Origin of the sequence: Desnuesiella massiliensis (assembly GCF_001403615.1) — a bacterium.
In the GTDB taxonomy this organism is placed as follows: Bacteria; Bacillota; Clostridia; order Clostridiales; family Clostridiaceae; genus Desnuesiella; species Desnuesiella massiliensis.
Map to the genome: position 1 here is coordinate 168,829 of NZ_LN879457.1, position 26,101 is coordinate 194,929.

Here is a 26,101-nt window from a genome sequence, read left to right on the forward strand (position 1 = left end):
ATAATAATTTAAAAAATTTAAATTTATAAAATCAAAGGAGAATATCATGGGAAATTTAAAAGATACACCGAACATTGGTAAAACCCTAGAGCAAATTTTGAGTAATATAGGCATAGATTCAAGAGAAAAGCTTATGGAAATAGGTAGTAAGGAAGCCTTTGCAAGAATAAAAAGCGTAGACAGTTCAGCTTGCTATAATATGCTTTGTGCTTTAGAAGGAGCTGTACAGGGAATAAGGTGGCATGGTTTAGATGACAAAACAAAGCAAGAATTAAAAGAGTATTTCAAAAGCTTTAAGTAGGTTATAAGGTTATAATGCTTTGTAGGATTAATAATAAGGAAAAATAGTTGTTAACCGTCCCTCCGTTGGCCTATATACGTTCGTTCTTTATAAACGACATTATAAGCAAGTACTAGTATCTTATAAATAGAATGTATTCAATTAATCTCCTATAGGAATTAAAATATAGTCATAAATAAAAAGTAATTATTAATCATTAAAGGGGATATTTATATGAGTAAAAATAAGCTTTCGCAGATATTAGCCAGCGCTAAAGCAGGAATTATGCCTATGCAATTTCAGGGAAATAAAGATATAGTAATATATTTGGATGATATGTATTTTGGAGATGAAGAACAGTGGAGAATAGCTATTATAGAGTATCTTAAAAAAGATGGAAGAGACTGCAAATATCTTGGTGAAAATAAGATGTTAGTAGATGGTCATAAATATTTGATGAATAAATTGGTTATAAACTCTGGAAGGGTGCCTGTTCAGCGCACTTATCTATCCTATATAGGGTAGAGTATTATCTTAGAATTAAGGTTTGAAGCAATCAGTAAGAATGATTAATATATGATATCAAACTATTGATGTTGTTGAGGTATGAGAGGTTTATAATAGAGGCTATTCTTAAAAAAGTTTAGCCTTTTTTTGTATTAAATATAATAACTTTACTTTATAAATATATGTGATAAAATTATTTTAGGAGTTAATTAGACTCATGTTATTTATATAAATTTAATTTTATAGGAGGACTAAGTATGAAGGAGATAGTACAACTTAACGCCCACCTAGGCTCTGTGCAAAGACTACACGAAGCATAGAACAAAGCTTTGTTCAGAGCCGAAATTTATTAGATTGATTTAGGTTAAAATAGTTTTGTGTGGTCTTTGCTTCATTATTTACAGATTTAAAAGTAGATAGGAGCAAGGATTATGAGGTATGAAAAAGCACAAAATATATTACCAGAAGATGTTATTGAATTAATTCAACAATATATAGAGGGTGGGTATTTATATATACCTACAAAAGATGAGCATAAGAAAGCTTGGGGAGAAAATAGCGGTGCAAAAGATAGCTTGAAAAAAAGAAATATAGAGATTTTTAATAGATACAATGAAGGAGCATCTATTAAAGAGCTTACCCAAGAATATTATCTTACTGAGCATAGCATCAGAAGGATAATTAGACAGGAAAAACGAAGTGAATAAAAATAAATCGGTATTTTAGTATTATCAACAAAGATAATAAAATACCGATTTTTTTTTATAGCTATTTATATGTTTAAGCGATTTTGATACAGAATCATTTATGAACTTGAGAAAGAAGAAAAGCCAATGCTATGATTTTATTAGAGTACTATAGAGAAACAGATTAGATAAACTTAGTTTATGCATGCTAAAAAATGCCGAGCTTTAAGCATTATAGGATATGTATGGATTAATAGTTAAACACTGTTTCTCATAAGTAAATTTAAAAGTTTAAAAATAAATGAGGAAGTAAGATTATGAGTATTTTAATTGTTAAAGATATGAGTCATAGATTTGGTGATAGGACATTATTTAATGATGTATCCTTTAGATTGCTGAAAGGAGAGCATGTAGGGCTTATAGGAGCTAATGGGGAAGGTAAAACAACCTTTATGAATATTATAACTAATAAAATAATTCCGGATAAGGGTCACATAGAATGGAATAGTAAAGCTAGCATTGGTTATTTAGATCAGCATACTGAACTTAAAGAAGGAAAATCTATAAGAACTGTGTTAAGAGAAGCATTTTCATATCTTTTTAAAATGGAAGCCGAAATGATGGATTTATATAATAGAATCAGTGAAATGGATGAAGAGGAAATGAACAAAGCGCTTCAGAGAGGAACTAAAATTCAAGATACCTTAGACAACAATGAGTTTTACAGCATAGATTCTAAGGTAGAAGCCGTAGCAGCGGGTCTTGGGCTTAAAGACTTGGGATTAGATAAGGATGTTAATAATTTGAGCGGAGGGCAGAGAACCAAAGTTTTATTAGCTAAGCTTTTATTAGAGACACCGGATATATTACTATTGGATGAGCCCACAAATTATCTTGATGAAGAGCATATAGAATGGCTAAAAATCTATTTGAAAAGTTATAAAAGTGCTTTTATATTAATATCGCATAATATAGAATTTTTAAACGGCGTGGTCAATATAATATGGCATATTGAAAATAACTCATTGACAAGATATATAGGAAATTATGAAAGTTTTAAAAGGACTTATGAAATAAGGAAGAGGCAATTAAAATTGGCTTATGAAAGGCAGCAGGAAGAGATTGCAAGATTAGAAGATTTCGTTAAGAAAAATAAAGCAAGAGCTTCAACTAGAGGCGTGGCAAGTGCTAGGCAAAAGAAGCTAGACAAAATGCAAAAGATAGAACTTTCTGCAGAAAAGAGTAAACCACAATTCGATTTTAAATCAGCTAGATCACCAGGAAAAGTGATTTTTGAAGCGAGAGATTTAGTTATAGGCTATGAGGGGCATCCTCTAAGCAGACCTTTAAATCTAATGCTGGAAAGAGGACAAAAAATAGTTCTAGTTGGGGCTAATGGTATAGGTAAATCTACTTTGCTGAAAAGTTTAATAGGCTTAGTTAAGCCTATAAGCGGCGACATTAAAATAGGTGAATATCAAGAGATAGGTTATTTTGAACAAGAAATTAAGGAGTTATCCACCAATAGCGTTATAAATGAAGTATGGAATGAGTTTCAGGAATATAATAAACATCAAATAAGAGCTGCATTAGCTAAATGTGGATTAACCAGCAAGCACATAGAAAGCCAACTATGCATATTAAGCGGTGGAGAGCAAGCTAAAGTAAGACTATGTAAGCTCATAAATAAGCCAACCAATGTATTGATATTAGATGAGCCCACAAATCATTTAGATGTGGAAGCAAAGCGTGAGCTCAAGAGAGCATTAGTAAAATATGAAGGAAGCATACTTTTAGCATGCCATGAACCAGAGTTCTATAGAGATATAATAACTGACCTGTGGAACTGCGAGGAATGGGTAACTATAAAAGAATAGCTTGGGGACGGTTAACAACTATTTTTCCTTTTATTTCTGATTGTTTAATTAGTTGTTAACCGTCCCCTTAACGTAAAATTTAACGAAAGATAGAAAAACTACTTTACAATATGAAGTAGTTTATAATATAATGATAATGTACTTAATAATATAAAGTAGTTGTGGTAAAATGTAGGGAGGGAAAGCATGGACTTTGATAAGGAAATACTTAAAGGGTATATTGATACCATAATAATATCAGTATTGCTAGAAAATGATATGTATGGCTATGAGATTGCGAAGAGGATAAAAGAAAAATCAAAAATAGAATTTGAAATTAAAGAGGCTACATTGTATGTTTCTTTAAAGAGGTTAGAGAAAAAGAATTATCTAGAGGGATATTGGAATGACAGCGAAGGTACAGGTGGAGGGAGAAGGCGATATTACAGGGTTACGGATGAAGGGAAAAAATTCTTTAGAGATAGATCTGGAGAGTGGAAGATATTACAAAAGTTATTAGCTAATTTTATGGAGGTGTGATTATGAAGGGTATAGATAACTATGTAGAGAAAGTTTATAAAAACTTTGACAGTAATAGTGAGGAAGTGCAGATTTTAAAAGAAGAGATGAAGACACATTTACAAGACAAAGTTAGAGATATGATAAGTCAGGGATATAGTGAGGAGCAAAGCATAAATATGGCTATTAGTAATTTTGGTGATGAAACCGACTTTTCAGAGGAAATGGAGTCCATTATTACTAAGCAAAAAAAGTATACGAATATTTTACTAAAAATCGCTCTTATAGTGATGATCCTAGGCTTTTTATCAAAAGTCGGTGCTTGGTATGCAGAAGATATGTATATAAAACAGTGGGACAAAGATAGAGCAACAACTTCTTCAGATGTAATGGATCAAATAAAAGATATTTTAAACCAAAAAGTACAGTTATCCTATGAAGATAAGATGAAAATTGAAACCATACTAAATAAATACAATGATGAATACAATAATGGATTATATTACATCAATATCTCCAAAGATGGCAATGATTATTATGAATATCAAAGGGATGTAGCTTCCGAATTAATCAAAAATGCAGGAGGAGGCATGAGTTCAACAAGAGATGGGTGGACTATTAAGAACAAGCATACGGATAGTGATTCTTTCAGAGAGGGAGTAATTTGGCATACGAGATTTGAGATACCATATATTTCGAACTCTGTACATTTTAGACTTAATAATCTTGGTTTTTGGCTAATAACGCTTTCTTGGATTCTTATGGTGATTTATTACACTCAAAAGGTGATACTTAATGATAAATTAAGCAAAAGTTTGATTATATTACTGTCCATAGAAACTATAATTATTTTTGCTACCGTTACATCTGACAAAGATATAATTGCACCGACCGTTGCAGTAATTATGCTATTTAATTACCTATATCCTAAGTTAAAAGAAAAATTGGCAAATAATAAGATGGTTTTAAATTAACAGCTTAATATTTTAGTTTCAAGAGCTCTTATCACGTATGATGGTAAGGGCTTTTAGTATATTTAGGGCTTGTAAACAAAAATATTATGGTATATATTGGTTAATATAAGCAAAGCTTGGGGACGGTTAACAACTAATTGAACAATTAAATGCACAAAAAGTTAATATAGTTGTTAACCGTCCCCAAAATAGGAGGACATAAAGTGAAAAAATTAATAAATAAAAAGGTAGTTTACGTAACTATTACTACATTCTTAATAATATTTTCATTAGGTTTTGCTGCACTAAAAATTATGAACTCAAGAACCTTTCAATTTTATGGAGGGATAGTTAACAGACTTAATACTGAAGAAAAAGTGGTAGCGCTGACCTTTGATGATGGGCCTTCAGAAAAGGTGGATGAAATTTTATCAATTCTCAATAAGGAAAATGTAAAAGCAACCTTTTTTCTAATTGGCAATGAAATAGAAAAATATCCACAAGAGGCTAAGAAGCTTATTTTAGCTGGTCATGAAATAGGAAATCACACATATTCTCATAATCGTATGGTTTTTAAATCGCCAGCTTATATTAAGAAAGATATTGAGAGAACTGATAGCTTAATTAGAGAACTAGGATACAATGATACTATTCAATTTAGGCCACCTAATGGCAAAAAACTTTTGTTACTTCCCTATCATCTAAAAAACACTAATAGAAAAACTATTTTATGGGATATAGAGCCTAACTCATACCACGAAATCAACTCTAGCTCTGAAAAGATAATAAATTATGCAGTTGATAATGTTAAGCCGGGGTCTATAATACTTTTGCATCCGATGTATGATGAGGAAGGGAATACTATTAATGCCGTAAAAGGCCTAATAGAAGGACTGAAAGCTAAAGGGTATACTTTTAAAACTGTAAATGAACTTCTTAAAATGCAAAATAGCTAATAATAATTTAATGAAACAAGTACTTACAGGAGGTATTAAAATGATTCCATTTAAAGATCCATTCAATAGTCCTTTTAACAATTTTATGTTTGATGTTTTTCCAGTTATTTTTACTATTATGTTTATTACCATTTTTGGGTTGATAATTTTTTCTATGATAAAAGGCGTAGGTCAATGGAAATACAATAATTCTCAGCCAGTGCTCACTGTTACTGCAAAATTAGTGTCTAAAAGAACTAATGTGTCAAGAAGTACAACCCATCATGGTGATGACTTTCACCATCATAGCCATACCTCTACCACATACCATATTACTTTCGAGGTAGAAAGCGGAGACCGTATGGAGCTTTGTGTAAGCGGAGAGCAATATGGATTATTAGTAGAGGGAGATAGGGGACAGTTAACATTCCAGGGTACAAGATATTTAGGCTTTAAGAGAGAGATTAATGGGATTTAGTAAAAGGTAAAGGTAAGGGACGGTTAACAACTTATATTCCTATTTCAAATAAGAATATAAGTTGTTAACCGTCCCCAGAATATTTGTATAAAAATGTGCATATATAATTATAGAAAAAATTCTTTGGATTAGTGGCTTTAATACTACGTTTTGATAATATAATCATACTTCCTTCTTATGTTCAAGTAATTTTGAGAGGTAAAATCATGGAGTATATTAATTTGATTGCAAGCATTCTTTTTTGGCTTATTATTATTCAAGCTTCTACTATAACTCATGAATTAGGACACGCTATTTGGGGTCTAATATACACCGAGGAAAAGGTTGTTATAGAGCTAGGAAGAAAACCTGAGAAGCCAAAATTATTAAAATTGGGAAGGTTAGATATATACTTAGGAAGCTTTGATCCTTTTTCTGGGTTTACTTATGTGAATACTGAAGGTATGAAAAAGTATAAAAAGTTACTTTTTTATATAGGTGGTCCTTTAATGTCTTTAGTTATTGCCATAATACTATTCTTTATTAAAGGGTTAGTGCTTAATAAATTTTTAAATAATATGATTTTATTAAGCTCCTATTATCATTTTTATCAGTTTTTGGTAACTATATTTCCTATGGTATATCCTAGGTGGTGGGGAGTATATGGTGGCTATAGCAGCGATGGATATAAATTTTTAACTCTACTCATAGGAAGGAATAAAAGTTGTTAACCGTCCCCAACTTGTTAAAGGGGAGTGATTATAATTGAAAGTATTACAGAGTAACAAGAATAAATATATACTCATACTTTCCTTCATACTGATTAGCTCAACTGTTTTTGGGTATGTATTTATAATTAACAAGGCAAAGAATAAAAATAATGAATTTAATTTTGTACTACGATATGGTGTTTATCAAAAAGTTAATATTTTTAAGTTTAGTTATTTAGAAGAACCTAAAAATATATTAGATACCTTTAAGCATACTTACACAAAAGATTTACTGGAAGCAGGTACAGTAACTACTAAGCTAGAATTTACTAAAGAGGATATGAAGCAAGTGATGGACTTTATGATAAAAGAGGATGTTTTAAATTATCCTGAAGAATTCAAAGGATTTGTTAGAACTTATCCTACTGTAGTTTTTAAATTAAAAATTTTCTATAATGGCAAAGAAAAATCTATAGAATGGGCTTACTTGCCTCTAGAGAGAATGTCAAATAAAGTAATTAATGATAATGAGGAAAAGTTAGAGCAATATAAAAATTTATTAAAACTTGGACAAATGATTATGGATATAATTCATAGCAAAAATGAATATAGAGAATTACCATCTGAAAAAGATGGGTATCTGTAGAAGATGGGGGACGGTTAACAACTAGTTGAAGTATTAAGTATAATTTAAATAATATAAGGTAAATAACCCTAGTAAAAATAGTTATAAAAGTTGTTAACCGTCCCTACCCTAGATCTCCTCCATGCAGATTTGTTGGGGAAATTTAGTTATAATATTTCTTTCCCTTTACAGCTATATTATAATTAAGGTAACCTAATAAGGAAATAAGTTCGCATGAATTAAGAGTTTATAATGTGAAATGGAGGGGATTTTATGAGTTTCAAATTAACAGCTAAAAGCAACTTAGATTTAACGGGAGAAAAGGTATATTTAAAGGTTTTGGATAAGAAATATGCGGATGAATACCTTAAATTGACTTGTGATATGGACTCGGACTCAAGATTATTTACAGGTACACATACCTTTTTCAATGTAACCCAAATAGAAAATTATTTAGAAGATATATCTACAGACAATTCAAGAATAGATTTTTTGATTTTTGATAAGGAATCTACAGACATAGTTGGAGAGGTTGTTTTAAACGATATAAACAGAAAAGATAGAAGATGTAACTTGAGAATAGGAATTTTTAATAAAAACAACTTTAGCAAAGGCTATGGAACAGAAGCCATAATTCTCGCTCTAAATTATGGATTTGGAATGTTTAATTTACATAAAATATATTTAGACGTTTTGAACTTTAACGATAGAGGAGTTCATGTTTACGAAAAGATAGGCTTTATAAAAGAAGGTGTTCTTAGGGAGGATATATATTTTAATCATAGATATTACGATGTAATAATGATGAGTATCCTTGAAAATGAATTTAAAGAAAGATATCTAAGCTTAGATAATAAGTAGGGAGAAAATATGAAGGATGAAAATCTTATTCAATATGTAAATGGTTCTATAGAGCTAATTGATTTTGTGGGCCCCCTATGGACAAAGCTAAATCACCATCATAAGAATAATTCCAAGCATTTTTCAGAGAGATATGAAAGAAATACCTTTGAAGAACGAAAAAAAGGTTTGCTAGAAAAAGCTAAGGACGGAAAGATGAAGATATTCTTATGCAAGGATATAAAGAATAATATTGATATAGGCTACTGTATAAGCACTGTGGATAATAAAAATGTAGGTGAAATAGATTCTCTATATGTAGAACCAGAGTATAGAAAGCTAGGTATAGGAGATGCATTAATGAACCAGGGTCTTGCATGGTTAGAGCATAATAAAGTAAGCACCATAACCATAGGAGTGGCTTCGGGTAATGAAAAGGCCTTTGGCTTCTATGAAAAATATGGCTTCTATCCTAAGGCTACTATTTTATCTAGAAAATAATAGGGGGTATAAATGAATATAAAAGCTTATAACCAATTAAAGAATGATATTATATCTGAAATCAGAGCCATTGAGGAAATTTGTAATGCGCAGGACAATTTAAAAAGCAATACTTTCCTTGATAATTCCATGAATTTTAATAAGGAAATCAAGAGCTTATTCTTAGCTTATGAAGAGGATAAGCTGGTCTCCTTTCTTAATATATTTATACCAACCTCCAAAGAGGGGGAAATTTCAGCCTGCACATTGTCAGCATATAGACAGAAGGGGTATTTTAAGGCTCTTTTTAATGAAGCATTGCAGGAATTGAATAAATACAAGGTAGATGATGTACTTCTGGTATTAGAGGATAAGGCTGAAGCTGCTAAGGCTATAGCAATCAATCTTGGAGCTAAGTATGATTTTTCTGAGTACTTGCTAAGATTTAATGGAGATGCTAACTTGCAGTTAATACCTCCAAGCAACATTAGGGTTTTAGAAGCTAAAATAGAGCATCTAGAAGCTATGGCAAAGTTAGCCCAAGTCACCTTTAATGATAGCTACGAGGATGCCAAAGCCATGATAAATAATGCTTTTGAAACAGAAAGCAGGAAGCAGTATATTATAAAGCTAGAAGATAATATCATTGGTATGGCAGGAGCGAGCTTTGAAGAAGAGGAGGCATCTATATTCGGAGTAGGAATATTACCTGAGTACAGAGGGAAGGGATATAGTAAGATACTTCTAAATGAGATTATTAAAGATATTTATATGAATCATACAAAGAATATTACTCTAGAAGTTAATAGCAGCAACAACATAGCTTTTAATCTCTATACTAAAAATGGATTTACCATAGATAATGCGTTCCATTATTATAGAAGATCCTGCAAATAGAAATAAAAAAATATATAAATATGTAATAAAATTTAAATTTACAAACACAAAAAAACATAGTATAATAATCAAAAAAGTGAGTGTGTCTAGAAGTATCGAGCGGCACAGGGACATCACATTGTCTTACACGTAGTTAAAGGGTTTCTGTATGGAAACTTAACTTATACATGTTCCAAAATCACGGCTTTAAGTGATTATGGGGCATGCATAAGTTAATAGTTGAGTTAGAAATCCTAGATTATACTCTACGGAGTCACTATAGGGAAACAATAGATAAATTGACCTATGCGAATATAGGAAAGTCAAAGGATTTTTATATATGCATAGAGGAAATTTTACATGTTTTCCTGTAATTGAAGTGACTTTGTAGAGTTTTTTTGTGTTTATTTTTATTTTTTGGGGGATTAAGAGAATGATGAGGGATGGTTATTTAAGAAATGAGAGGATTTATTATTTTTATTCTACATTTGCAGAGTTATTAATTTTAGGACCTATAATGGTTCTGTTTCTAATAGCAAAGGGATTAAATTTTACTGAGATAATGCTGCTACAATCAATTTCTGCCATAGGCACTGTAATATTTGAAGTACCTACTGGGGCTGTAGCAGATAGAATAGGAAGAAAACAAAGCTTATTACTAGGATCTATCTTATGGGCCATAAGCCTAGGTTTTTATATTGTAGGAACTAATTTTGTTATTTTTGCTTTAGCTGAAATTACCTTTAGCTTAGGAGCAGCCTTTAAATCTGGGGCAGATAGTGCCATGATTTATGATTCATTAAAAGCCTCTGGTAGAGAAAAGGGTTACTCTAAGGTGGAGGGAAAGGCAAGATCACTGGCATTATATGCCCAGGCCATAGGATCTATAATATCTAGCTTTGTGTATGAAGTGAATATTTATTTACCCATGATATTATCCATAATATTTATGTTAATAACCTTTATAATCACCTTGTATTTTAAAGAGCCTACTATAGAAATAGCAGGAGAAAGAGAAAAAAATTATTGGAGACAGGTGCTAAATAGCGGTAAATATATTTTAGGTCATGAAAAATTAAAGGCTGTCATAGTGTTTTCCATGGTGTTCTTTATATTTTATAGAACTGGATTTTGGTACTTTCAGCCTTATATGGAGGCAGTTAATATACCTGTAAGGTATTTTGGGCTCATTTTTTTCGTATTTAATATTACAGCGGCCTTTAGCTCCAAAAGAAGTGGCTATATAATGGATAAAACCAAACCTAGAACACTAACCTTTATGGCAGGCTTGATGATAATATCTTTTTTAATATTAGGAATATGTAAAATATGGATAGGTGTAATAGCAATATTATTGCAGCAGATTGCCAGAGGAGTTTATAGACCTGCTATAACGAAATATATGAATAAACATATACCCTCTGACAAACGTGCTACCATATTATCCTTTCAAAGTTTATGTACTAATGTAGCCATAGCTTTGGCTTTCCCATTTATGGGGCTTTTAAAGGATTCTGTAGACATTTTTTTAACTCACAAAATTTTATTTTTAACAATGTTATTAATGACATTACCAGCTTTAAAATATATGAAATCTAGATTAGGAAATAAAAAATTATCATAAGGAGAGTATTATGAAAGGCGTTATCAATATAGAATTAAACGAAATTATATACGAAAAACTTAATGCACTTAACAAAAGAGCAGCAGTAGAAACTGTAGTTAACGGACTAAGAGAACATTTTGAAAACTATGATGCTAAAATGAATCCAGATTTAGAAAACATATTAGAACACTATGATGAAAGTAAGGAGAGAATATTTTTGGTAGCCTCCTATAAAGGCGAAGTCATAGCTACGGGAGCATTGATTAAAGAATTTCATAACATAGGCAGAATAGTTAGAATGTCTGTGAATAAAGTCTATAGAGGAAGAGGCATAGGAAGATTAATTATAGCTGAGCTTGAAAAATTAGCTTTATCTAAAGGCTATAAAAAAATACTAATTGAAACCAATCACGATTGGTATGAGGCCATTAAGCTTTATATTAAGTGTGGATACATCAAATACAAAGAGAAAATTGGAGACGTACATTTTATAAAATATTTATAAAGAATTAGGCATCGTAAAAAAGTAATTAGCCAAAGATGGATCGTATATTTTGCGTAAGACAAGGACACAGGTTTCATTAATATGGGGTCTGTGCGCGCAGTATTACGCAAAATAGACGAGTAGACTGATTAGTTATTTTTATGGAGATGTCTTATATAAGGAGAAGGGTTATGCAAGTAGCAGATTTAAAAAAATATATACCAGAGATAAGCAATAGCACAAGCATAGAAGAGATAAATAAAGGCTTTTCCAATGATAAAAAGTTTTTAGTAACGAATAAAAATACTAAGCTATTGCTTCGAGTATCTAATATAAAAGAGTTTCAATCTAAACTAAATGAATATAATACCTTAAAAAAGCTTCATCAGTATTCCGTGAGATCCTCTAAGCCCATATCCATAGGCTTGCAGCAGGAACTGGAAATTTGCTATATGCTTCTTAGCTATATAGAAGGAGAAGATGGCGAAGAGATACTGCCTAAATATTCCAGAGAAGAACAATTTAAAATAGGTCTAGAAGCAGGCAGAGAGCTTAAAAAGATGCATAATCTTGAAGCAGATAGCTCCATAAGTAATTGGTACGAAAGAAAATCTCTTAAAAATAAGAAATATATAGAGGCCTATAAAAACTGCGGTATTAAAATAAAAAATGAGGATAAAATCATAGCTTTTATTGAGGAAAATGAAAAATATCTAAAAAAGAGACCTAACACCTTTCAGCACGATGATTTTCATCCTGCTAATATTATAATAAAAAATAAGCATTATGCTGGAACCATAGACTTTAACAGATATGATTGGGGAGATCCTATCCATGATTTTTGTAAGGTTGCTTTATTTGGAAGGTCTGTAAGTGTTCCTTTTAGCATAGGGCAAATACAGGGATATTTCAATTCTGAAAATATACCAGAGGAATTTTGGAGGCTTTATGCCCTATATGCAGCTATGAGTATCTTCTCTTCAATAATATGGACTATAGGACATGATCCAAAGGGCTTACCAGCTATGTTAGAAAATTTATGCTTAATATTAGAAGATCATAAATATTTTGAGAAATTAAAGCCTCAATGGTATGATTAAAATTTTTAATATATATAGGTTGCAAAAATCTAAGTACATTTCTTTAGCTTCAAAATTCCTAGGGTCGAACCTATTAAGCAGTGGAATTTTGCATCTAAGAAATGTAAGATTTTTATTGCAACATATATAGTATGTTTACAAAAGGAGGGATAACTTAGGTATGTATCAAGCAGTAAGCTATGAAAAGGATGATTTTTATGTAACTACAGATTTTAAAAACATAGATATTGATGCGGTCTGTTTGCTTCTTTCAAAATCCTATTGGGCAAGTTCACGCCCTAGAGATGTAATAATTAAATCTCTAGAAAACTCATTATGCTTTTCTTTATTTCATAAGGATAAACAAATTGGGTTCATAAGAGTTATAACAGATTGCGCTACCTTCGCTTATTTATGTGATGTGATAATTGATGAAAACTATAGAAGTAATGGACTCGGAAAATGGTTTGTTGAATGTATGTTTAAACATCCAGATCTACAAAATTTAAGACGCTGGTGCCTTATTACAAGAGATGCACAGGAGTTTTATAAAAAGTTTGGCTTTAATAGTCTAAGCAACCCTGAAAGATACATGGAGATATTTAATGGGTAAGGTCATTTTAAAACCAAGCATAAGAATTTATTAAGAATAAGCACTTTCTTTATAGGAGGTGTTTTATTTTTAAGGAAGGACATGTAATTATTCTAAATATTTGAAATTACTGGTTACCTTTTGTATAATTAAGTAAATATGATTTTGAATGAGATCAATTCAAAGTACTCTGAGGAATCAGCGCTGCTTACAATTGAATGGGATTAGTAAATATACGCAGGTTGCAAATGAAACAATATATAATTACCGCTAATAAAATGAAAATGAGCGGAGGTAATAAAAAATGCTAGTGCATAAAGGTACACAAAAAATTGAAACGGAAAGGCTCATATTGCGTAAATTTAAGCTAAGCGATTCTGAGTATATGTTCAAAAATTGGGCAACTGATAGTGAAGTATGTAAATTTTTGAGTTGGAGTCCCCATAGTGATTTAAGTGAAACAGAGCAAGTTGTTGAAAATTGGATTAATACCTATATATATGATAACTACTATAATTGGGCCATTGAGTTAAAAGAAATTGGAGAGATAATTGGACAAATTTCTATTATGAATTTAAACGAAAGATATTACTCATGCGAGGTGGCATATAATATAGGCAGATCATTTTGGGGGAAAGGTATCATGTCAGAAGCTTTAAGAGCTGTTATCATCTATATGATTAAAAACATTGGTATAAATAGGTTGGAAGCAAAGCATGACACTAAAAACCCTGCATCAGGAAGAGTAATGCAAAAGTCTGGCATGAAATATGAGGGCATTATGAGGCAGGTAAAAATTAATAAGCATGGATACTTTTATGACTTAGCATTGTACTCAGTTTTGAAGTCTGATTTAAAGTAGTAGCATGATATAGTTATAATTGTATGATATTTTGATATTGTTTACTGATGGTCATCACCATATCGTAATATTACTTATAAATTATAAATTTGCAATATTTGGACAATGGTAAAGTAATGATAACTAATAAGGGGGAAATTAAGTATGAAGCCATATGAAAGATTATCAAAATTATATAGTAGGGATTGGGGAAAATATAGTTCTAAATATACAGAGCTGATTTCTAATGTTATTGAGAATTATAACTTAAAGGTCCATTCTGTACTAGATGTTGCCTGTGGTACAGGAATACTTGCTTCAGAGTTATATAGTAGAAATTTTGAAGTTAGTGGAATTGATATTTCCGAGGACATGATTAATATAGCAAGAGAAAATACAAGGGGAATCGATTTTCAAGTTTCAGATATGTCAGAATTCAAATTTAACAAGAAGTTTCAAATGATAACTTGTGCATTTGATTCAATTAATTATTTGACATGTGATGCGAAGATGGAAAAAACACTCAAAAATATTTTCTTGCATTTAGATGATAATGGTGTTTTAATTTTTGATATAAATACCCCGACTTTATATGAAGAAAGGCATTTTGGAGTAATTGATAGGGACTTCGATGAAATAAAATTTAAACAGATATTAGAATATGATAAGGAACATAAAATAGGTAAAACTATTTTTGATTTTGGAAATGATGGATCAGAGATTCATATTCAAAAGGCTTATTCAGCTGACGAGATGGATAAATTTCTTTTAGAATCTGGGTTTCGAATAATGAATAGATATAAAGATTTCAAGTTATCACCAATTGATGATAAGGCATATAAAATATTCTATGTGGTTCAGAAGTCACTTTAAATAATGATTATATAAATAAATAGTGATCGCAAAGTAATTGCCATTACAGGTACTTGAGGAAGTGGAAAATCATCTACTGCGGAAATTCTTATGCAAAAATATGGATTTGGTGTAATTGATGGGGATTGTGTTATGCGAGTTGTAAAGCATAAATTGAGAGGTAATAAAATTGAATTTAATGGACCTCCAATTGCAAGATGAGAGGGTTAATATGAAGAGAGATATAAAAGTTGTATTTTTTGACTTATTCTTTACCTTAGTAATACCTAAATATAGTGATTTAAGAAATGAAAATGATGTATTAAGAATAACAAAAGAGGAGTGGGAAAGATATTCGGAAGACCATGAATTGTATGTAAAAAGAGCCATGGGAAAAGAAAAAAGTCCTGAAAAGATAATTGAGAGTATTATTGAAAAAATGAAAATAAATATTAATGAATTTGAGAAAAAAGAAATTTTAAAATTAAGGGAAGAGAGATTTAAAAAAGCATTAATTGATGTAGATGCTACAATCCTAGACGTTCTTTCTGATATAAAAAGAAATGGAAAGAGTATATGTTTAATTAGTAATGCAGATATAATTGATGTGATGCATTGGGAAGAATCTCCTCTAAGTAATTTATTTGATGATGCTATATTTTCATATGAAGTAGGATATTTAAAACCTCAGTCTGAAATATATAAGGCTGCATTGAAAAAAATGAATGTAGATCCAAAGGAATGCATTTTTGTTGGAGATGGTGGAGGGGATGAGCTGAAAGGAGCAAAAGAATTAGGAATGAAGACCATACTAACAGAATATTTGTTAAAAAGAGATAGAAAACAACATGAGTCAATAAAGGGATTTGCGGATTATTACATTAAGGATTTTAAAGAAATTAAAGAGATATTATTAACAGTTTAAAAGTCAATTGTATGGAGGGAGATTATAATCAAGTATCTCACAGATAAAACAGTTGATTACCATCGATTAGTAACTTTATTTAATCAAGTAGGATGGAAGGATAAAACTGAAGATATGAGTAGGCTTCAAGCAATGGTGGAAAATTCTCAAATTGTAGTTACAGACTGGGATGAGAAAATAATGGTTGGATTTGCTAGATGTACAACTGATTATGTATTTAATGGACAAGTAAATAATGTAGTGGTTGATGTAAATTATAGAGGAAGAGGCATTGGTAAAGCTTTAGTTAATAGCATATTAGAAAGCAATAAACAAGTTACTTTCATTTTAAGAGGAGATATTGAGAATGAAGGATTCTATAAAGCATTAGGTTTTGAAGATAGCCCGCTATCTTTAGTTTATAAACGTAAGAAGTAAGAAATTTATTATTTATTGAGGGGTAAATATATGGAGATAATTTTGGGACTAACAGTAGGGGACTTTTTTTGATTATTATTATTGCACAGGCTGTTAAAATGGTTGTAAAAGAAGCATTACAAGAATTTAAAGAAGATATAGTTAAAGAATTTAATCTTAAAAAAGTAGATGTAGATAATAAAAAAGAAAATTAGTTTATATGATAGGTGGTGAAGCATGAAAAGAAAATATATTGATCGAAGCAATTGGGAAAGGATAGAAAGAAGCAAATGCGTATTAATTAATACATTTCAAGAACAATTTAATGGCTATGCTTCAGCAATATTTGTAGAAAAAGTGTATGAGAAGCTAGTATGCAATTTAGATAAACGACAATTTTGCCTTGTAGATGATGGCTATGTATGGATACAACGATTGCCAATTGAAAAGAATTGGTCTGTTACCACGATGTTTGATGAAAGCAATAATATCATCCAATGGTATTTTGATATAACGAAACAGAATTCCATTGACATGCATAAGCAGCCTTTTTATGATGACTTATACCTTGATGTTGTTGTATTTCCGTCAGGTGAAATAGCCTTGTTTGATGAGGATGAACTCAAAGAAGCTTTAGAAAAGGGAAATATTACTCAAATGGACTTTGAACTTGCCTATAATGAAGCAAATCAAATTATTAATGGCGTGGCAAAAGATGTTACATATCTATCAAATATGAGCTACAATGATTTGGAATTTTTTAGAGCTCAATTGAATATAAATATCGATTGATAAGCACGATACGAAGTTGATTCACTTAGTCATATTCAAATCAAGTGATGTAAGTCAAAAGTTATTTTAGTTTTGTAAATTATGATGAAGCAAATAGATAATCTTAATGGATAGTAAGGGAGATATAAAATGAATTTAGATGTAAAAATTGGAACTGGTGCACAAGCAACGGTATACCTTTATGAGAATAATTCCATAAAGGTATTTAGACAGGGCTATGATAAAGCTTCTGTATTTTACGAAGCAATGATAACTTCATTAATAGAAAGTGCAGGGATCCCTATTGCAAGGATACATGAGGTTCTAAATATTAATAATAATATTGCAATAAAAATGGATTATATTGAAGGAGTTACTTTACATGATTGTTTATTAGCAGACATTGATAATATAAATAAATATATTGATATAATGGTGGATTTGCAAATGGAGATACATTCTAAAAATGTACAGTTACCTTCAAGCTTAAATAATAGACTCAAAGAAAGAATAGTAGGAAATATGGAGATTGATGAGAGTAAGAAGTATAGACTATTAAAAATTCTAGAGAGGCTTCCAGAAGGAAACTCTATTTGTCATGGAGATTTCCATGGATATAATATCATAAAGCATGATAATAAATATTATATTATTGATTGGATTGATGCGACTAATGGCTATGCAGATGCTGATGTCTGCCGTACATATATGTTGTATTTATTTCACTCTCCAGAATTGACAGAATTGTATTTAGAAACGTATTGCACTAAAGCTAATAAGCATAAAAAAGATGTTTTAGAATGGTTACCCGTAATAGCGGCGGCACGCCTCAGTGATAAAATTGAAGGAGAAAGGGAAAAGATATTTTCGTTGCTTGAAAATATGACGTATTAAGCTCTCAGATGAATATTAATAAATTGGAGGTATTTAGCATGAGAAAACTTACATTAATATTGATATCTCTTCTACTTTGCTTGTCATTAGCAAGTTGTAAAAATAATAGTTTGACTACAGCAGGTTTAGATAGAAAGCCTAATGAGCAATCAATTAAAGAGGCTGTATCCAAATATTATTTAGCAAAGGAACCTAAAAATAAAGGCGAACTGAAGATCTATAATATAAAGTCTCTTAATGATAAATATTTAGTATTAGCAGAAAAATATTCTGGCGACGGACATAGATTTACTAATCTATTATTAATTGATGAAAAATATAATACTATTGCATGGACAAGTGGAGAAACGCCTATCAGTATGTGCTTTAGCATTAATAAAGTTGACTATGATGGAAATACAATATTATTTGGAACTTTCAATAATTCTAAATGGGATCCAAAGCAAGACAAGAAAATTCCAGTTGAAATTAATAAAATAGATATAAAATTTGATAATAATCAGAATATCAAAGAAGATGTATCAATTGAAAATGGATATATAGTAGTTTCAAAGCCTATTTCAAAAGTTGAAGAATTCAACCTCTATAATGAAAAGAATGAATTGCAAAGTAGTTTAGAGGAATTGGGAAATATAAGTTCAGAAAGCCAATTTAATGAGTTAAAGGTTAAATAGAAAGCATTACTACTAAAAATAATTTTTTCGCAGATAGAAGCATAGACATGTGCGCAAAAAGTTTAATAAAGAGCGGGAGGAATTAAATATGGGAATAAAAGATTCATTGAGCAAGAAGAAAGATATAGAACCAAGAATATTGATAGAATCAAATTCTCCTAATTGTGATATTCAAGCGGTTATTGAAGAAGATAATAGATGTGTATATTTTTATCTATTTGGACAACCTAAATATCAAGAAAAATTTATGAACATATGTTGGGTTAGAAACTACGAAAAAGCTCCAAAAGAAACGGATGTTCAGGCCATGAGAGACGGTAAAGCTCCAATGCTACCTTATGATTATTGTGCTCATCCAAATGGTGCTGAAAGATTAGACCCATCTAAGCTTGAAATAGTCTGGTTTGAGGAAGGTGATGGAGCTGCATTATTATATGACAAAGAAATTTTAAGTGTTATCCCAGGTTGGTCAAATCCTCAATGTCCTGGTTATTCAAAAGATTGTATAAAGGTCTCTGAATTTGCTTGGCCACTAGGAAGTCCTTCTGAAAATGTTTTATTTGAAAGAGTAAGAAAATCAAAAGAATTTTGGGACAATTGGAACGAAGATTCCTGGGAGAAAGTTCAAACAGCATACCTTCAGGCTATTGAAAGAAGCTTAGGAAAGTATGATAAATATTATGCTATTGATGGAGGACATTGGCCTCCAAAAGCAATGGTAACAATTAATAAAGATAACCTAACGTATATAATCACTTTAGGTGTGTCATTAATACCACAACCCAAGGTTGAAATGTATTATGAGGAACCAGAACAATATAGACGTTTTGAGCTAGGTTTTGCAATGAAAACGGAACTGTTCAATAAAAATAAAAATGGTATTCTAGCTTACGTAAGCGGTCAAACTTCTCTTCCTTGGGATTGTCAAACATGGTTAGGTCATGGACATACTATACCTTGTGATCAGATATGGCCGGATTCTAGAGAATTTCCTTTCATTTTATTATTGAGTGACAACGAAGTTAATAATGTGCCCACTGTAAATTTTCCACTAAATAAAGAGGATGTAATTAATCTTTTATGGATGGTGCCTATAACAAGTGAGGAAAGAATGTTTGCAGAAGATAAGGGCAGTGAAGCTTTAATAGAGAAGTACTCAAGAAATAGAGAGGATTTATGGGTTTTCAAAGGAAATAGTAAGTTTAATATTTAGGAGAGTTTTACACAAGAAAATTCCCATTGAAATTAATAAAATGGACATAAAGTTTGATAATAATCAGAATATAAAAGAAGAAGTATCAATTGAAAATGGATATATAGTAGTTTCAAAGCTTATTTCAAAAGTTGAAGAATTTAACCTCTATAACGAAAAGAATGAATTACAATGTAGTTTAGAGGAATTGGGAGATATAGCTTCAGAAAGCCAATTTAATGAATTAAAGGTTAAATAGAAAGCATTACCATAAGAAAGGTGGAATAATGATGTTAAAAAGATGTATTATGATTTTCCCGAAATTCGAGAATGGACAAATAATAGATAGAATTAGAGAGTGCTATGATCCTCTTGCTAGACATGTAAGACCACATATAACACTTGTTTTTCCCTTTGATAGCAATATAAAAACTGATGAATTGAAAGAGCATATTTCATCTGTTTTAGCTGAGATTAATCCCTTTGAAATCACTCTTAAGGGAATTACACCGATGAATTCTTTTAGGAAATATTTATTTCTTAATATACAAAAGGGAAATGATGAAATTGTTGAACTGCACAAAAGGTTATATACAGGCATTTTGCAAGATTATTATCCAAAATGGCTAAAGGGAAAGACTTTTTTGCCACATATGACTGTTGGAAGCCTCCATAATGAAGAAGAATTTGAAAAGGCAATTAATGAAACTAGAAATACTGAGGATACTTTTAAATCTACTGTTAATGAAATTAGTGTAGAAATCATTGATGAAAATGAAGACTCAATTATAGAACTTAATATTCCTTTTACCAGAGGATAGAGTTCCTTCTGATATATTTTCCTTGTGCATAATGGAGACAATAGAATTTTAGGAGCTATAGATATTAGATATGCTCTTTACCTTTAGTTTAATACTAGAATTAAGCAGCTTATACTATAAAAAATATTACTGGAAAGCAAAATTTCCAGTAATATTTAAAAATAAATTATTAATTACACAAAATTATCTAGTCTCTCTGAGATTATTATTTGAATAATTTAATTCAATTATATTTGATTAATTATAATCAGGGAACTAATAAAGTAAATTTAATTACTTTCTATCATTTTTCGATTTTAATAATTATATTTTTTGATAATAGATTATTTATAAAAGAATTCATATCATCTAATATTAGATCACTTTGAATATTGAAAGCTTTGGATACAATGGTAAGCAATTCTTTAAAATTTTTTTTAGATAACAAATTTTCAATTATTAATTCACCTGTTGAGTTAAGTAAAATTAATTCAGAATTAGTATTAGCTGAATTTTTTTCAGTTAATACTAATTGGTTTTGAAGTCTTCTCAACTCATAGTCTGGATTTAGAATATATTGTGTATCTTTAATCATTATACCAAGCCCTTTCTAATAATTTTGTTGATTAACATATAAATTGTAATATTTGCCTTTTAGCGCCATTAACTCATTATGATTACCACTTTCAATAACTAATCCATTATCTAGAACGTAAATTTTATCGGCATTTTTTATTGTTGATAATTTATGAGCAATTATAATAATTGTTTTATTTTTAGCAAGTTCTCTTAGTTTATTATGAATTTTATTTTCTGTAATTGAATCTAAAGAAGCTGTATACTCATCTAATATTAATACATCGCTTTCTTTTAATAATTCACGAATGATAGAGAGTCTTTGTTTTTCTCCACCTGAAAGGTTACTGGAATCTTCATTTATCATTGTATCTAGCCCATTATGTAAACTTGAAATTAAATAATCCAAAGATAATTCACTTAAATAATTAGTAAGCAAATCTTTTGAAATAGAATTAGTAGAACTATAAATTAAATTTTCATATAAGGATCGATTGAATAAAAATGCATGTTGATCAACATAGCTTATAGATTTGCGTAAAGCTTTTGTATCAATAAGATTTATATTAATACCATTGATATAAATTGATCCATTTGATGGTCTAAATAATTTTAACAAGAGCTTTATAATGGACGTTTTACCAGAACCGCTTTGACCGACAAATGCAACAAATTGATTTTTTTCTATTTTAAAGTTTAATTTGTGTAAAATATTTATATTGTCTTCATAGTGAAATGAAATATCTTTAAATTCAATTGTATTTATGTGACTAATAGGGGTTACTTTACTATAATTTAGATTATTTTCTTCTGGTTGAATATTAATAATTTCATATAAGCGTTCCGCTGAAGCCTTTGAAATTTTAAAAAGAGGGATTAGGTTCATTGCAGGAGTAAAAGCTTGAGATAATTTGTTAAAATAAATAAGAAATAAAGTTATTGTTCCAACTGTTATCGAATTAGTATATAACAAAAATACTCCAATAATTACAATAATAGGGGTGCTTATGTTTTTCAGAAAATTAGAGCTAATATTTCTTACTATATTTATAGTATCTCTTTTATCTAATGCAGCAAAATATTGTTTTAGAAATTGATGATTACGCTTCATTTCAGAAGATACTTTAGCAGATATTTTGATGAGTTTTATTCCTTGAAATGAATTAGTTAATTCTTTCTTTACTATAGCAGATGCTTCATTATGACTTTTATATAATTTTTTTAATGGAAAAGAAAAACTGATAATGATATCAGATATTATTAAAATCAAGGAAATTATAGCTAACCAAAAACTATATTTAAACATTATTATTAAGATTACTATAAACTGTAAAATACTAAATAATCCTTCAATGACGTTAGATATCATTAACCCTTCAATACCAAACACATCATCAAATTGTCTAGACACTATGTAAGCTGGTGAATTCTGCTGAAAATATGACATGGGAAGTTTTAAAATGTGATTAAATAGATGTTTCTGAATATCGCCAAAGACCATAATTTTGAACTTTAAACTTAAATATTGAAACGTATATTTACTAATATATTTAGTAATGAACATAGCTATCCATATAATACCTAAAAATAAAACTTGGTTTGTATAAGAGCTATTAAGAGATTTATCAATTAAGGCTTTGGCGAATTGTGGCTCCAATATGTTAAAAAATATATTTATTCCGGTAAACAATATAAATGCTAATATATATTGCTTCTTATTTAACATAAATGAATATACAAATTTAGTAGAATTATCAATATTAAACTTTTTAAACATATAACTATCCTTCTAAAAGAATTTTTCGGGTTTCATTAGCAAAATAACATTCATTTTTTGGAGGTATAGATATATCGCCATATTCATTTTTGAATACGGGAGCACATAATCCACAGAATCCCTTATTAGTGCAATTACTGCAGTATGTTCTAATTTCAATTTGAGATTTACGTTCTTTTAAAATTTTACTCCAGCAATATTCAAAGGAGTAATTTAATAGTGAAAATTTATTTCCATCATTTAAATTACATAAATAGAGATAACCTTCAGGATTTATATATGCATTTGTTAATCCTGCATTACATTTCTTGATTCCATTATTCCACGTTATGCTAGGATTCTTTAAAAGATTTCTATAAGCATTATGTTCTTCTTCTGACTGTACGTTTATCAATTCCTTAGGAGAAAGTTGTAAATTTTTAGGACAAGAGTTCCCATCAACATAACATCTTATTTTACCAAAAATATGAAAGTGTATTTCATTTTCTTTGGCAAAGTTGCGCATTGATTGTATATCAGTTTTATTTATGGTATTAGCTATTGCTTGTATTCTTATATTTATATTATGCTTTTTTAATTCAAGAATTGAACTACTAACTAAATTAAATCCATTTTTTACTTTAGTAAAATCTTCATAAGTTTTATTATTAGAACCATATAATGTTATTGCCATAGATTCAGGCTTAGACTTAGATAAAGTATCTATAATTTTATGTGTTATTAGGCTTCCATTAGAAACTATAGTTATTTTGAAATTTTTATTATATGCATATGTATATATATCTAAAAAGTCTTTTCTTGTAAAAACTTCACCACCTGTAAATACAAGATATATACATCCATTTTCTTTAAGTATATCTATAATTTTAAACCATTCTTGAGTAGATAATTCTTTAAATTGATTTTTTATAGGTGTTTGATAGCAATGAATACATTTGAAATTACAATTGTGAGTTAGTTGTATACTAGTTCTTATTGGTATTCTATTATTTATTAAGTTATTATTAAAATTATTTACTAATTTACTATGCATGTTAATACTCCTTATAGCTAATTTTTATATAAATAAGAAATGCCCTTAAACTTTAAGATTGTTATTTATATCTTTAAAGAAAAACTGCTATAGGATTTCTATATCAGAACTTTAAAGTATCTAACACTTCGAATGATGACTTATTAAGATAAGTGGTACATATATAAGTTAAAAATTGAGGTGCAACCCTATATTGTATATTATTCATTAATATGGAGGTCTTTCATCCATATATGGATTAGCATCATCAGCAGAGCAAGAACATCCTGCAGCTACTACACCTATTTTTATGATTTCAAATTCAGGTTTTTCATAAGCCATAATTAACACCTCCTATCTTTTATAAAATTATTTAAAAGAGCATTTCTTATTTAAAAGCTATTATTTAACTATTCATAAAATGAATACATAATTCACAAGAAGAACTTATTTTTCGCGAACTAAATAATTCTTTATAATTAGAAACTAAATTAATCAAATTAGAATTTTTCAAAGCTTTAATTTTCTCATTGCAGTATAAATTTAAGTTAATTTTTTCAATTGTATCAAATTGTATATTGCCTAAATAGAAATTATTATCGTCTAAAGTGAAAGCAGGTCCACAACATGCATAAACATCTCCTGTATAAGTAATAATAGGAGATCCTATTTGATTACATTTGTATTTTTCAATGAAAGATATATCTTGAACAGTATCTATACAATTTTTTTTAGCTTCTCCAAAACTTGATATGAACTTAAGCCTAAGATTTTCAGTACTTAAAATTGTTCTATTTATTTCACTTATTGTATTAAATTCATCTAACAATTTATCAAAACAAACAGTTACAATAACATCTAATCCTTTATTTTGAGCATCAGTTATACAAGAAGTAATAGTTTTCAAATCAATAAACTCTTGATGATAAGAATCAGTGCTTATTTCTAATCTGCGTACACCATGTTTTTTTAAATCGTCTATAATCATTAGCCTTTCTTCGGTTATTTTTGCCCAATAAGCATTAGTACATATAGAAAAATATATGTTGTTCTTTTGAGAAACGTCTTTAATATAATTTTTAAATTGATTCCAAAATAACATAGGCTCTCCGCCGCTTATTGATATTTTTTGAATCTTATTAGTGACACAGAAATTTAATGATTTTTCGAATAAAAGTTCGTCCATAGTTTTTTTTCCATTAAAAAGAGGACTGACAAAACAATGTTTGCATTTAAAATTACATATGTTTGTATAAAATAAAGTAGCTTTATTTATTTTAAAATAATTCATGACAATACATCCTTTTCGACTCAAATTATCTAGATTATAACTTAATATTACAAAAATGTAAATACATAGAATATAAAATATTATATGGATTCACCTTTACTAACAGTGTAAAAACTATAATAGTGAATTTTTACTAGAATAATTTCATAATTAAGTAGCCCGGCGGTGTTCATCATATTTTTAATACATTCAAAACTTTTTTAACAATTCTTCTTTTGCGACATATAACTTTTTTGTAAATCATTTTAGCTAGTTTATTTCAATATTAAAGTTATTAAAACATTAGAATATTATTTAGAATAAGTATAATTTATCATCATCACCAAAAAATACCTGTCAATAGATCTCTAACTCCTAGTCTGATATCCATTAAGTTAGAGATTGGTTTTACAATCTCTAAAAATAACGTTCAGTATATTAAGCTAAAATATTTAAAAGTACTAGTACGGTATCTAAAGAAATACATGTTTTTAAAGAATCAATATGGCTGTAATCAGCCTGCACAGAAGTATTAAAAATGGCTTTACAACTATATCAACTATCGCATAAAGCATAATCTTTATTTTCAGACTTAGGAAGTAATTTAAGTAAATTCTGAAATAGGTCTATTTTACT

General features: G+C 29.4%; 32 protein-coding genes. 28 read left to right on the forward strand and 4 right to left on the reverse strand.

The annotated features are described in order from the left end of the window. The first annotated feature begins 46 nt into the window (after positions 1-46). From BN2665_RS18635 to BN2665_RS18765, 28 genes are all read left to right on the forward strand, one after another. The gene (locus BN2665_RS18635) at positions 47-301 is read left to right on the forward strand and encodes a TfoX/Sxy family protein (protein WP_055668629.1); all 255 of its coding nucleotides are present in this window, start codon (positions 47-49) and stop codon (positions 299-301) included. A 213-nt stretch (positions 302-514) separates the two neighbouring features. Beyond that, a complete protein-coding gene (locus BN2665_RS18640) occupies positions 515-805 on the forward strand; it encodes a hypothetical protein (RefSeq protein ID WP_055668630.1) in 291 nt (96 codons plus the stop codon). A 413-nt stretch (positions 806-1,218) separates the two neighbouring features. After that, a complete protein-coding gene (locus tag BN2665_RS18645) occupies positions 1,219-1,494 on the forward strand; it encodes a CD3324 family protein (RefSeq protein ID WP_055668631.1) in 276 nt (91 codons plus the stop codon). 296 nt (positions 1,495-1,790) lie between these two features. Beyond that, on the forward strand, positions 1,791-3,350 hold the full coding sequence (locus BN2665_RS18650; protein ID WP_055668632.1) for an ABC-F family ATP-binding cassette domain-containing protein: 1,560 nt from the start codon (positions 1,791-1,793) through the stop codon (positions 3,348-3,350). Between the two features lie 186 nt (positions 3,351-3,536). After that, positions 3,537-3,869: a PadR family transcriptional regulator gene (locus BN2665_RS18655; RefSeq protein WP_055668633.1), complete on the forward strand. Its 333-nt coding sequence runs from the start codon at positions 3,537-3,539 to the stop codon at positions 3,867-3,869. Positions 3,870-3,871: 2 nt separating this feature from the next. Next, positions 3,872-4,822: a permease prefix domain 1-containing protein gene (locus tag BN2665_RS18660; RefSeq protein ID WP_055668634.1), complete on the forward strand. Its 951-nt coding sequence runs from the start codon at positions 3,872-3,874 to the stop codon at positions 4,820-4,822. Between the two features lie 203 nt (positions 4,823-5,025). After that, entirely contained in the window at positions 5,026-5,757 is a 732-nt protein-coding gene (locus tag BN2665_RS18665) for a polysaccharide deacetylase family protein (protein WP_242865986.1), read from the forward strand. A gap of 40 nt (positions 5,758-5,797) precedes the next feature. After that, positions 5,798-6,214, forward strand: coding sequence for a DUF2500 domain-containing protein (locus BN2665_RS18670; RefSeq protein ID WP_055668635.1), 417 nt, complete (start codon positions 5,798-5,800; stop codon positions 6,212-6,214). 206 nt (positions 6,215-6,420) lie between these two features. After that, on the forward strand, positions 6,421-6,924 hold the full coding sequence (locus BN2665_RS18675; RefSeq protein ID WP_055668636.1) for a hypothetical protein: 504 nt from the start codon (positions 6,421-6,423) through the stop codon (positions 6,922-6,924). 34 nt (positions 6,925-6,958) lie between these two features. Continuing rightward, positions 6,959-7,549: a hypothetical protein gene (locus BN2665_RS18680; protein ID WP_055668637.1), complete on the forward strand. Its 591-nt coding sequence runs from the start codon at positions 6,959-6,961 to the stop codon at positions 7,547-7,549. Positions 7,550-7,801: 252 nt separating this feature from the next. Continuing rightward, positions 7,802-8,389 carry a GNAT family N-acetyltransferase gene (locus tag BN2665_RS18685; protein WP_055668638.1) on the forward strand — a complete coding sequence of 196 codons (588 nt, stop codon included), beginning with the start codon at positions 7,802-7,804 and terminating at the stop codon, positions 8,387-8,389. A gap of 9 nt (positions 8,390-8,398) precedes the next feature. Next, entirely contained in the window at positions 8,399-8,869 is a 471-nt protein-coding gene (locus BN2665_RS18690; protein WP_055668639.1) for a GNAT family N-acetyltransferase, read from the forward strand. A gap of 12 nt (positions 8,870-8,881) precedes the next feature. After that, positions 8,882-9,745, forward strand: a complete 864-nt coding sequence (locus BN2665_RS18695) for a GNAT family N-acetyltransferase (RefSeq protein ID WP_055668640.1) — start codon at positions 8,882-8,884, stop codon at positions 9,743-9,745. A gap of 412 nt (positions 9,746-10,157) precedes the next feature. Then, on the forward strand, positions 10,158-11,348 hold the full coding sequence (locus BN2665_RS18700) for an MFS transporter (RefSeq protein WP_055668641.1): 1,191 nt from the start codon (positions 10,158-10,160) through the stop codon (positions 11,346-11,348). Between the two features lie 10 nt (positions 11,349-11,358). Further along, positions 11,359-11,835 (forward strand): GNAT family N-acetyltransferase, encoded by a 477-nt coding sequence (locus BN2665_RS18705; RefSeq protein WP_055668642.1) that lies wholly within the window; start codon positions 11,359-11,361, stop codon positions 11,833-11,835. Between the two features lie 170 nt (positions 11,836-12,005). Next, positions 12,006-12,914 (forward strand): aminoglycoside phosphotransferase family protein, encoded by a 909-nt coding sequence (locus BN2665_RS18710; RefSeq protein ID WP_055668643.1) that lies wholly within the window; start codon positions 12,006-12,008, stop codon positions 12,912-12,914. 160 nt (positions 12,915-13,074) lie between these two features. Beyond that, on the forward strand, positions 13,075-13,506 hold the full coding sequence (locus BN2665_RS18715) for a GNAT family N-acetyltransferase (RefSeq protein WP_055668644.1): 432 nt from the start codon (positions 13,075-13,077) through the stop codon (positions 13,504-13,506). Between the two features lie 283 nt (positions 13,507-13,789). Next, complete coding sequence (locus BN2665_RS18720; protein WP_055668645.1) at positions 13,790-14,347, forward strand: GNAT family N-acetyltransferase; 558 nt, start codon at positions 13,790-13,792, stop codon at positions 14,345-14,347. A 144-nt stretch (positions 14,348-14,491) separates the two neighbouring features. Further along, positions 14,492-15,199: a class I SAM-dependent DNA methyltransferase gene (locus tag BN2665_RS18725; RefSeq protein ID WP_055668646.1), complete on the forward strand. Its 708-nt coding sequence runs from the start codon at positions 14,492-14,494 to the stop codon at positions 15,197-15,199. Between the two features lie 211 nt (positions 15,200-15,410). Further along, entirely contained in the window at positions 15,411-16,103 is a 693-nt protein-coding gene (locus BN2665_RS18730; protein ID WP_082435959.1) for an HAD family hydrolase, read from the forward strand. 27 nt (positions 16,104-16,130) lie between these two features. Further along, positions 16,131-16,520, forward strand: coding sequence for a GNAT family N-acetyltransferase (locus BN2665_RS18735; protein ID WP_278335930.1), 390 nt, complete (start codon positions 16,131-16,133; stop codon positions 16,518-16,520). Positions 16,521-16,588: 68 nt separating this feature from the next. Next, entirely contained in the window at positions 16,589-16,714 is a 126-nt protein-coding gene (locus tag BN2665_RS27765) for a hypothetical protein (protein ID WP_278335908.1), read from the forward strand. 22 nt (positions 16,715-16,736) lie between these two features. After that, a complete protein-coding gene (locus BN2665_RS18740; RefSeq protein WP_055668648.1) occupies positions 16,737-17,291 on the forward strand; it encodes a ribonuclease FAU-1 family protein in 555 nt (184 codons plus the stop codon). A 129-nt stretch (positions 17,292-17,420) separates the two neighbouring features. Continuing rightward, positions 17,421-18,164 (forward strand): phosphotransferase, encoded by a 744-nt coding sequence (locus BN2665_RS18745; RefSeq protein ID WP_055668649.1) that lies wholly within the window; start codon positions 17,421-17,423, stop codon positions 18,162-18,164. Between the two features lie 38 nt (positions 18,165-18,202). Continuing rightward, positions 18,203-18,838 carry a hypothetical protein gene (locus BN2665_RS18750; RefSeq protein ID WP_055668650.1) on the forward strand — a complete coding sequence of 212 codons (636 nt, stop codon included), beginning with the start codon at positions 18,203-18,205 and terminating at the stop codon, positions 18,836-18,838. A gap of 88 nt (positions 18,839-18,926) precedes the next feature. Beyond that, positions 18,927-20,051, forward strand: coding sequence for a suppressor of fused domain protein (locus tag BN2665_RS18755; RefSeq protein WP_055668651.1), 1,125 nt, complete (start codon positions 18,927-18,929; stop codon positions 20,049-20,051). A gap of 40 nt (positions 20,052-20,091) precedes the next feature. Next, positions 20,092-20,289 (forward strand): hypothetical protein, encoded by a 198-nt coding sequence (locus BN2665_RS18760; protein ID WP_055668652.1) that lies wholly within the window; start codon positions 20,092-20,094, stop codon positions 20,287-20,289. A 31-nt stretch (positions 20,290-20,320) separates the two neighbouring features. Beyond that, a complete protein-coding gene (locus BN2665_RS18765; RefSeq protein WP_055668653.1) occupies positions 20,321-20,851 on the forward strand; it encodes a 2'-5' RNA ligase family protein in 531 nt (176 codons plus the stop codon). A 283-nt stretch (positions 20,852-21,134) separates the two neighbouring features. Here BN2665_RS18765 and BN2665_RS18770 read toward each other — a convergent pair whose 3' ends face one another. The 4 genes from BN2665_RS18770 to BN2665_RS18785 all read right to left on the reverse strand — a co-directional run bounded on the left by BN2665_RS18770 (position 21,135) and on the right by BN2665_RS18785 (position 25,486). After that, positions 21,135-21,425, reverse strand: coding sequence for a PqqD family peptide modification chaperone (locus BN2665_RS18770; protein WP_055668654.1), 291 nt, complete (start codon positions 21,423-21,425; stop codon positions 21,135-21,137). A 15-nt stretch (positions 21,426-21,440) separates the two neighbouring features. After that, positions 21,441-23,183, reverse strand: a complete 1,743-nt coding sequence (locus BN2665_RS18775) for an ABC transporter ATP-binding protein (protein ID WP_055668655.1) — start codon at positions 23,181-23,183, stop codon at positions 21,441-21,443. A 4-nt stretch (positions 23,184-23,187) separates the two neighbouring features. After that, the gene (locus BN2665_RS18780) at positions 23,188-24,216 is read right to left on the reverse strand and encodes a radical SAM protein (protein ID WP_055668656.1); all 1,029 of its coding nucleotides are present in this window, start codon (positions 24,214-24,216) and stop codon (positions 23,188-23,190) included. Between the two features lie 385 nt (positions 24,217-24,601). Beyond that, positions 24,602-25,486, reverse strand: a complete 885-nt coding sequence (locus tag BN2665_RS18785) for a radical SAM protein (RefSeq protein ID WP_055668657.1) — start codon at positions 25,484-25,486, stop codon at positions 24,602-24,604. Positions 25,487-26,101: the final 615 nt, after the last annotated feature.

Coding starts and splice junctions, on each gene's coding strand:
- BN2665_RS18715 (WP_055668644.1), top strand. CDS start 13,075: ATGTATCAAGCAGTAAGCTATGAAAAGGATGATTTTTATGTAACTACA.
- BN2665_RS18740 (WP_055668648.1), top strand. CDS start 16,737: ATGAAAAGAAAATATATTGATCGAAGCAATTGGGAAAGGATAGAAAGA.
- BN2665_RS18655 (WP_055668633.1), top strand. CDS start 3,537: ATGGACTTTGATAAGGAAATACTTAAAGGGTATATTGATACCATAATA.
- BN2665_RS18660 (WP_055668634.1), top strand. CDS start 3,872: ATGAAGGGTATAGATAACTATGTAGAGAAAGTTTATAAAAACTTTGAC.
- BN2665_RS18725 (WP_055668646.1), top strand. CDS start 14,492: ATGAAGCCATATGAAAGATTATCAAAATTATATAGTAGGGATTGGGGA.
- BN2665_RS18700 (WP_055668641.1), top strand. CDS start 10,158: ATGATGAGGGATGGTTATTTAAGAAATGAGAGGATTTATTATTTTTAT.
- BN2665_RS18760 (WP_055668652.1), top strand. CDS start 20,092: ATGGACATAAAGTTTGATAATAATCAGAATATAAAAGAAGAAGTATCA.
- BN2665_RS18720 (WP_055668645.1), top strand. CDS start 13,790: ATGCTAGTGCATAAAGGTACACAAAAAATTGAAACGGAAAGGCTCATA.
- BN2665_RS18780 (WP_055668656.1), bottom strand. CDS start 24,216: ATGCATAGTAAATTAGTAAATAATTTTAATAATAACTTAATAAATAAT.
- BN2665_RS18730 (WP_082435959.1), top strand. CDS start 15,411: ATGAAGAGAGATATAAAAGTTGTATTTTTTGACTTATTCTTTACCTTA.
- BN2665_RS18765 (WP_055668653.1), top strand. CDS start 20,321: ATGTTAAAAAGATGTATTATGATTTTCCCGAAATTCGAGAATGGACAA.
- BN2665_RS18750 (WP_055668650.1), top strand. CDS start 18,203: ATGAGAAAACTTACATTAATATTGATATCTCTTCTACTTTGCTTGTCA.
- BN2665_RS18635 (WP_055668629.1), top strand. CDS start 47: ATGGGAAATTTAAAAGATACACCGAACATTGGTAAAACCCTAGAGCAA.
- BN2665_RS18670 (WP_055668635.1), top strand. CDS start 5,798: ATGATTCCATTTAAAGATCCATTCAATAGTCCTTTTAACAATTTTATG.
- BN2665_RS18775 (WP_055668655.1), bottom strand. CDS start 23,183: ATGTTTAAAAAGTTTAATATTGATAATTCTACTAAATTTGTATATTCA.
- BN2665_RS18705 (WP_055668642.1), top strand. CDS start 11,359: ATGAAAGGCGTTATCAATATAGAATTAAACGAAATTATATACGAAAAA.
- BN2665_RS18650 (WP_055668632.1), top strand. CDS start 1,791: ATGAGTATTTTAATTGTTAAAGATATGAGTCATAGATTTGGTGATAGG.
- BN2665_RS18640 (WP_055668630.1), top strand. CDS start 515: ATGAGTAAAAATAAGCTTTCGCAGATATTAGCCAGCGCTAAAGCAGGA.
- BN2665_RS18645 (WP_055668631.1), top strand. CDS start 1,219: ATGAGGTATGAAAAAGCACAAAATATATTACCAGAAGATGTTATTGAA.
- BN2665_RS18690 (WP_055668639.1), top strand. CDS start 8,399: ATGAAGGATGAAAATCTTATTCAATATGTAAATGGTTCTATAGAGCTA.
- BN2665_RS18710 (WP_055668643.1), top strand. CDS start 12,006: ATGCAAGTAGCAGATTTAAAAAAATATATACCAGAGATAAGCAATAGC.
- BN2665_RS18745 (WP_055668649.1), top strand. CDS start 17,421: ATGAATTTAGATGTAAAAATTGGAACTGGTGCACAAGCAACGGTATAC.
- BN2665_RS18685 (WP_055668638.1), top strand. CDS start 7,802: ATGAGTTTCAAATTAACAGCTAAAAGCAACTTAGATTTAACGGGAGAA.
- BN2665_RS18675 (WP_055668636.1), top strand. CDS start 6,421: ATGGAGTATATTAATTTGATTGCAAGCATTCTTTTTTGGCTTATTATT.
- BN2665_RS18785 (WP_055668657.1), bottom strand. CDS start 25,486: ATGAATTATTTTAAAATAAATAAAGCTACTTTATTTTATACAAACATA.
- BN2665_RS18770 (WP_055668654.1), bottom strand. CDS start 21,425: ATGATTAAAGATACACAATATATTCTAAATCCAGACTATGAGTTGAGA.
- BN2665_RS18755 (WP_055668651.1), top strand. CDS start 18,927: ATGGGAATAAAAGATTCATTGAGCAAGAAGAAAGATATAGAACCAAGA.
- BN2665_RS18695 (WP_055668640.1), top strand. CDS start 8,882: ATGAATATAAAAGCTTATAACCAATTAAAGAATGATATTATATCTGAA.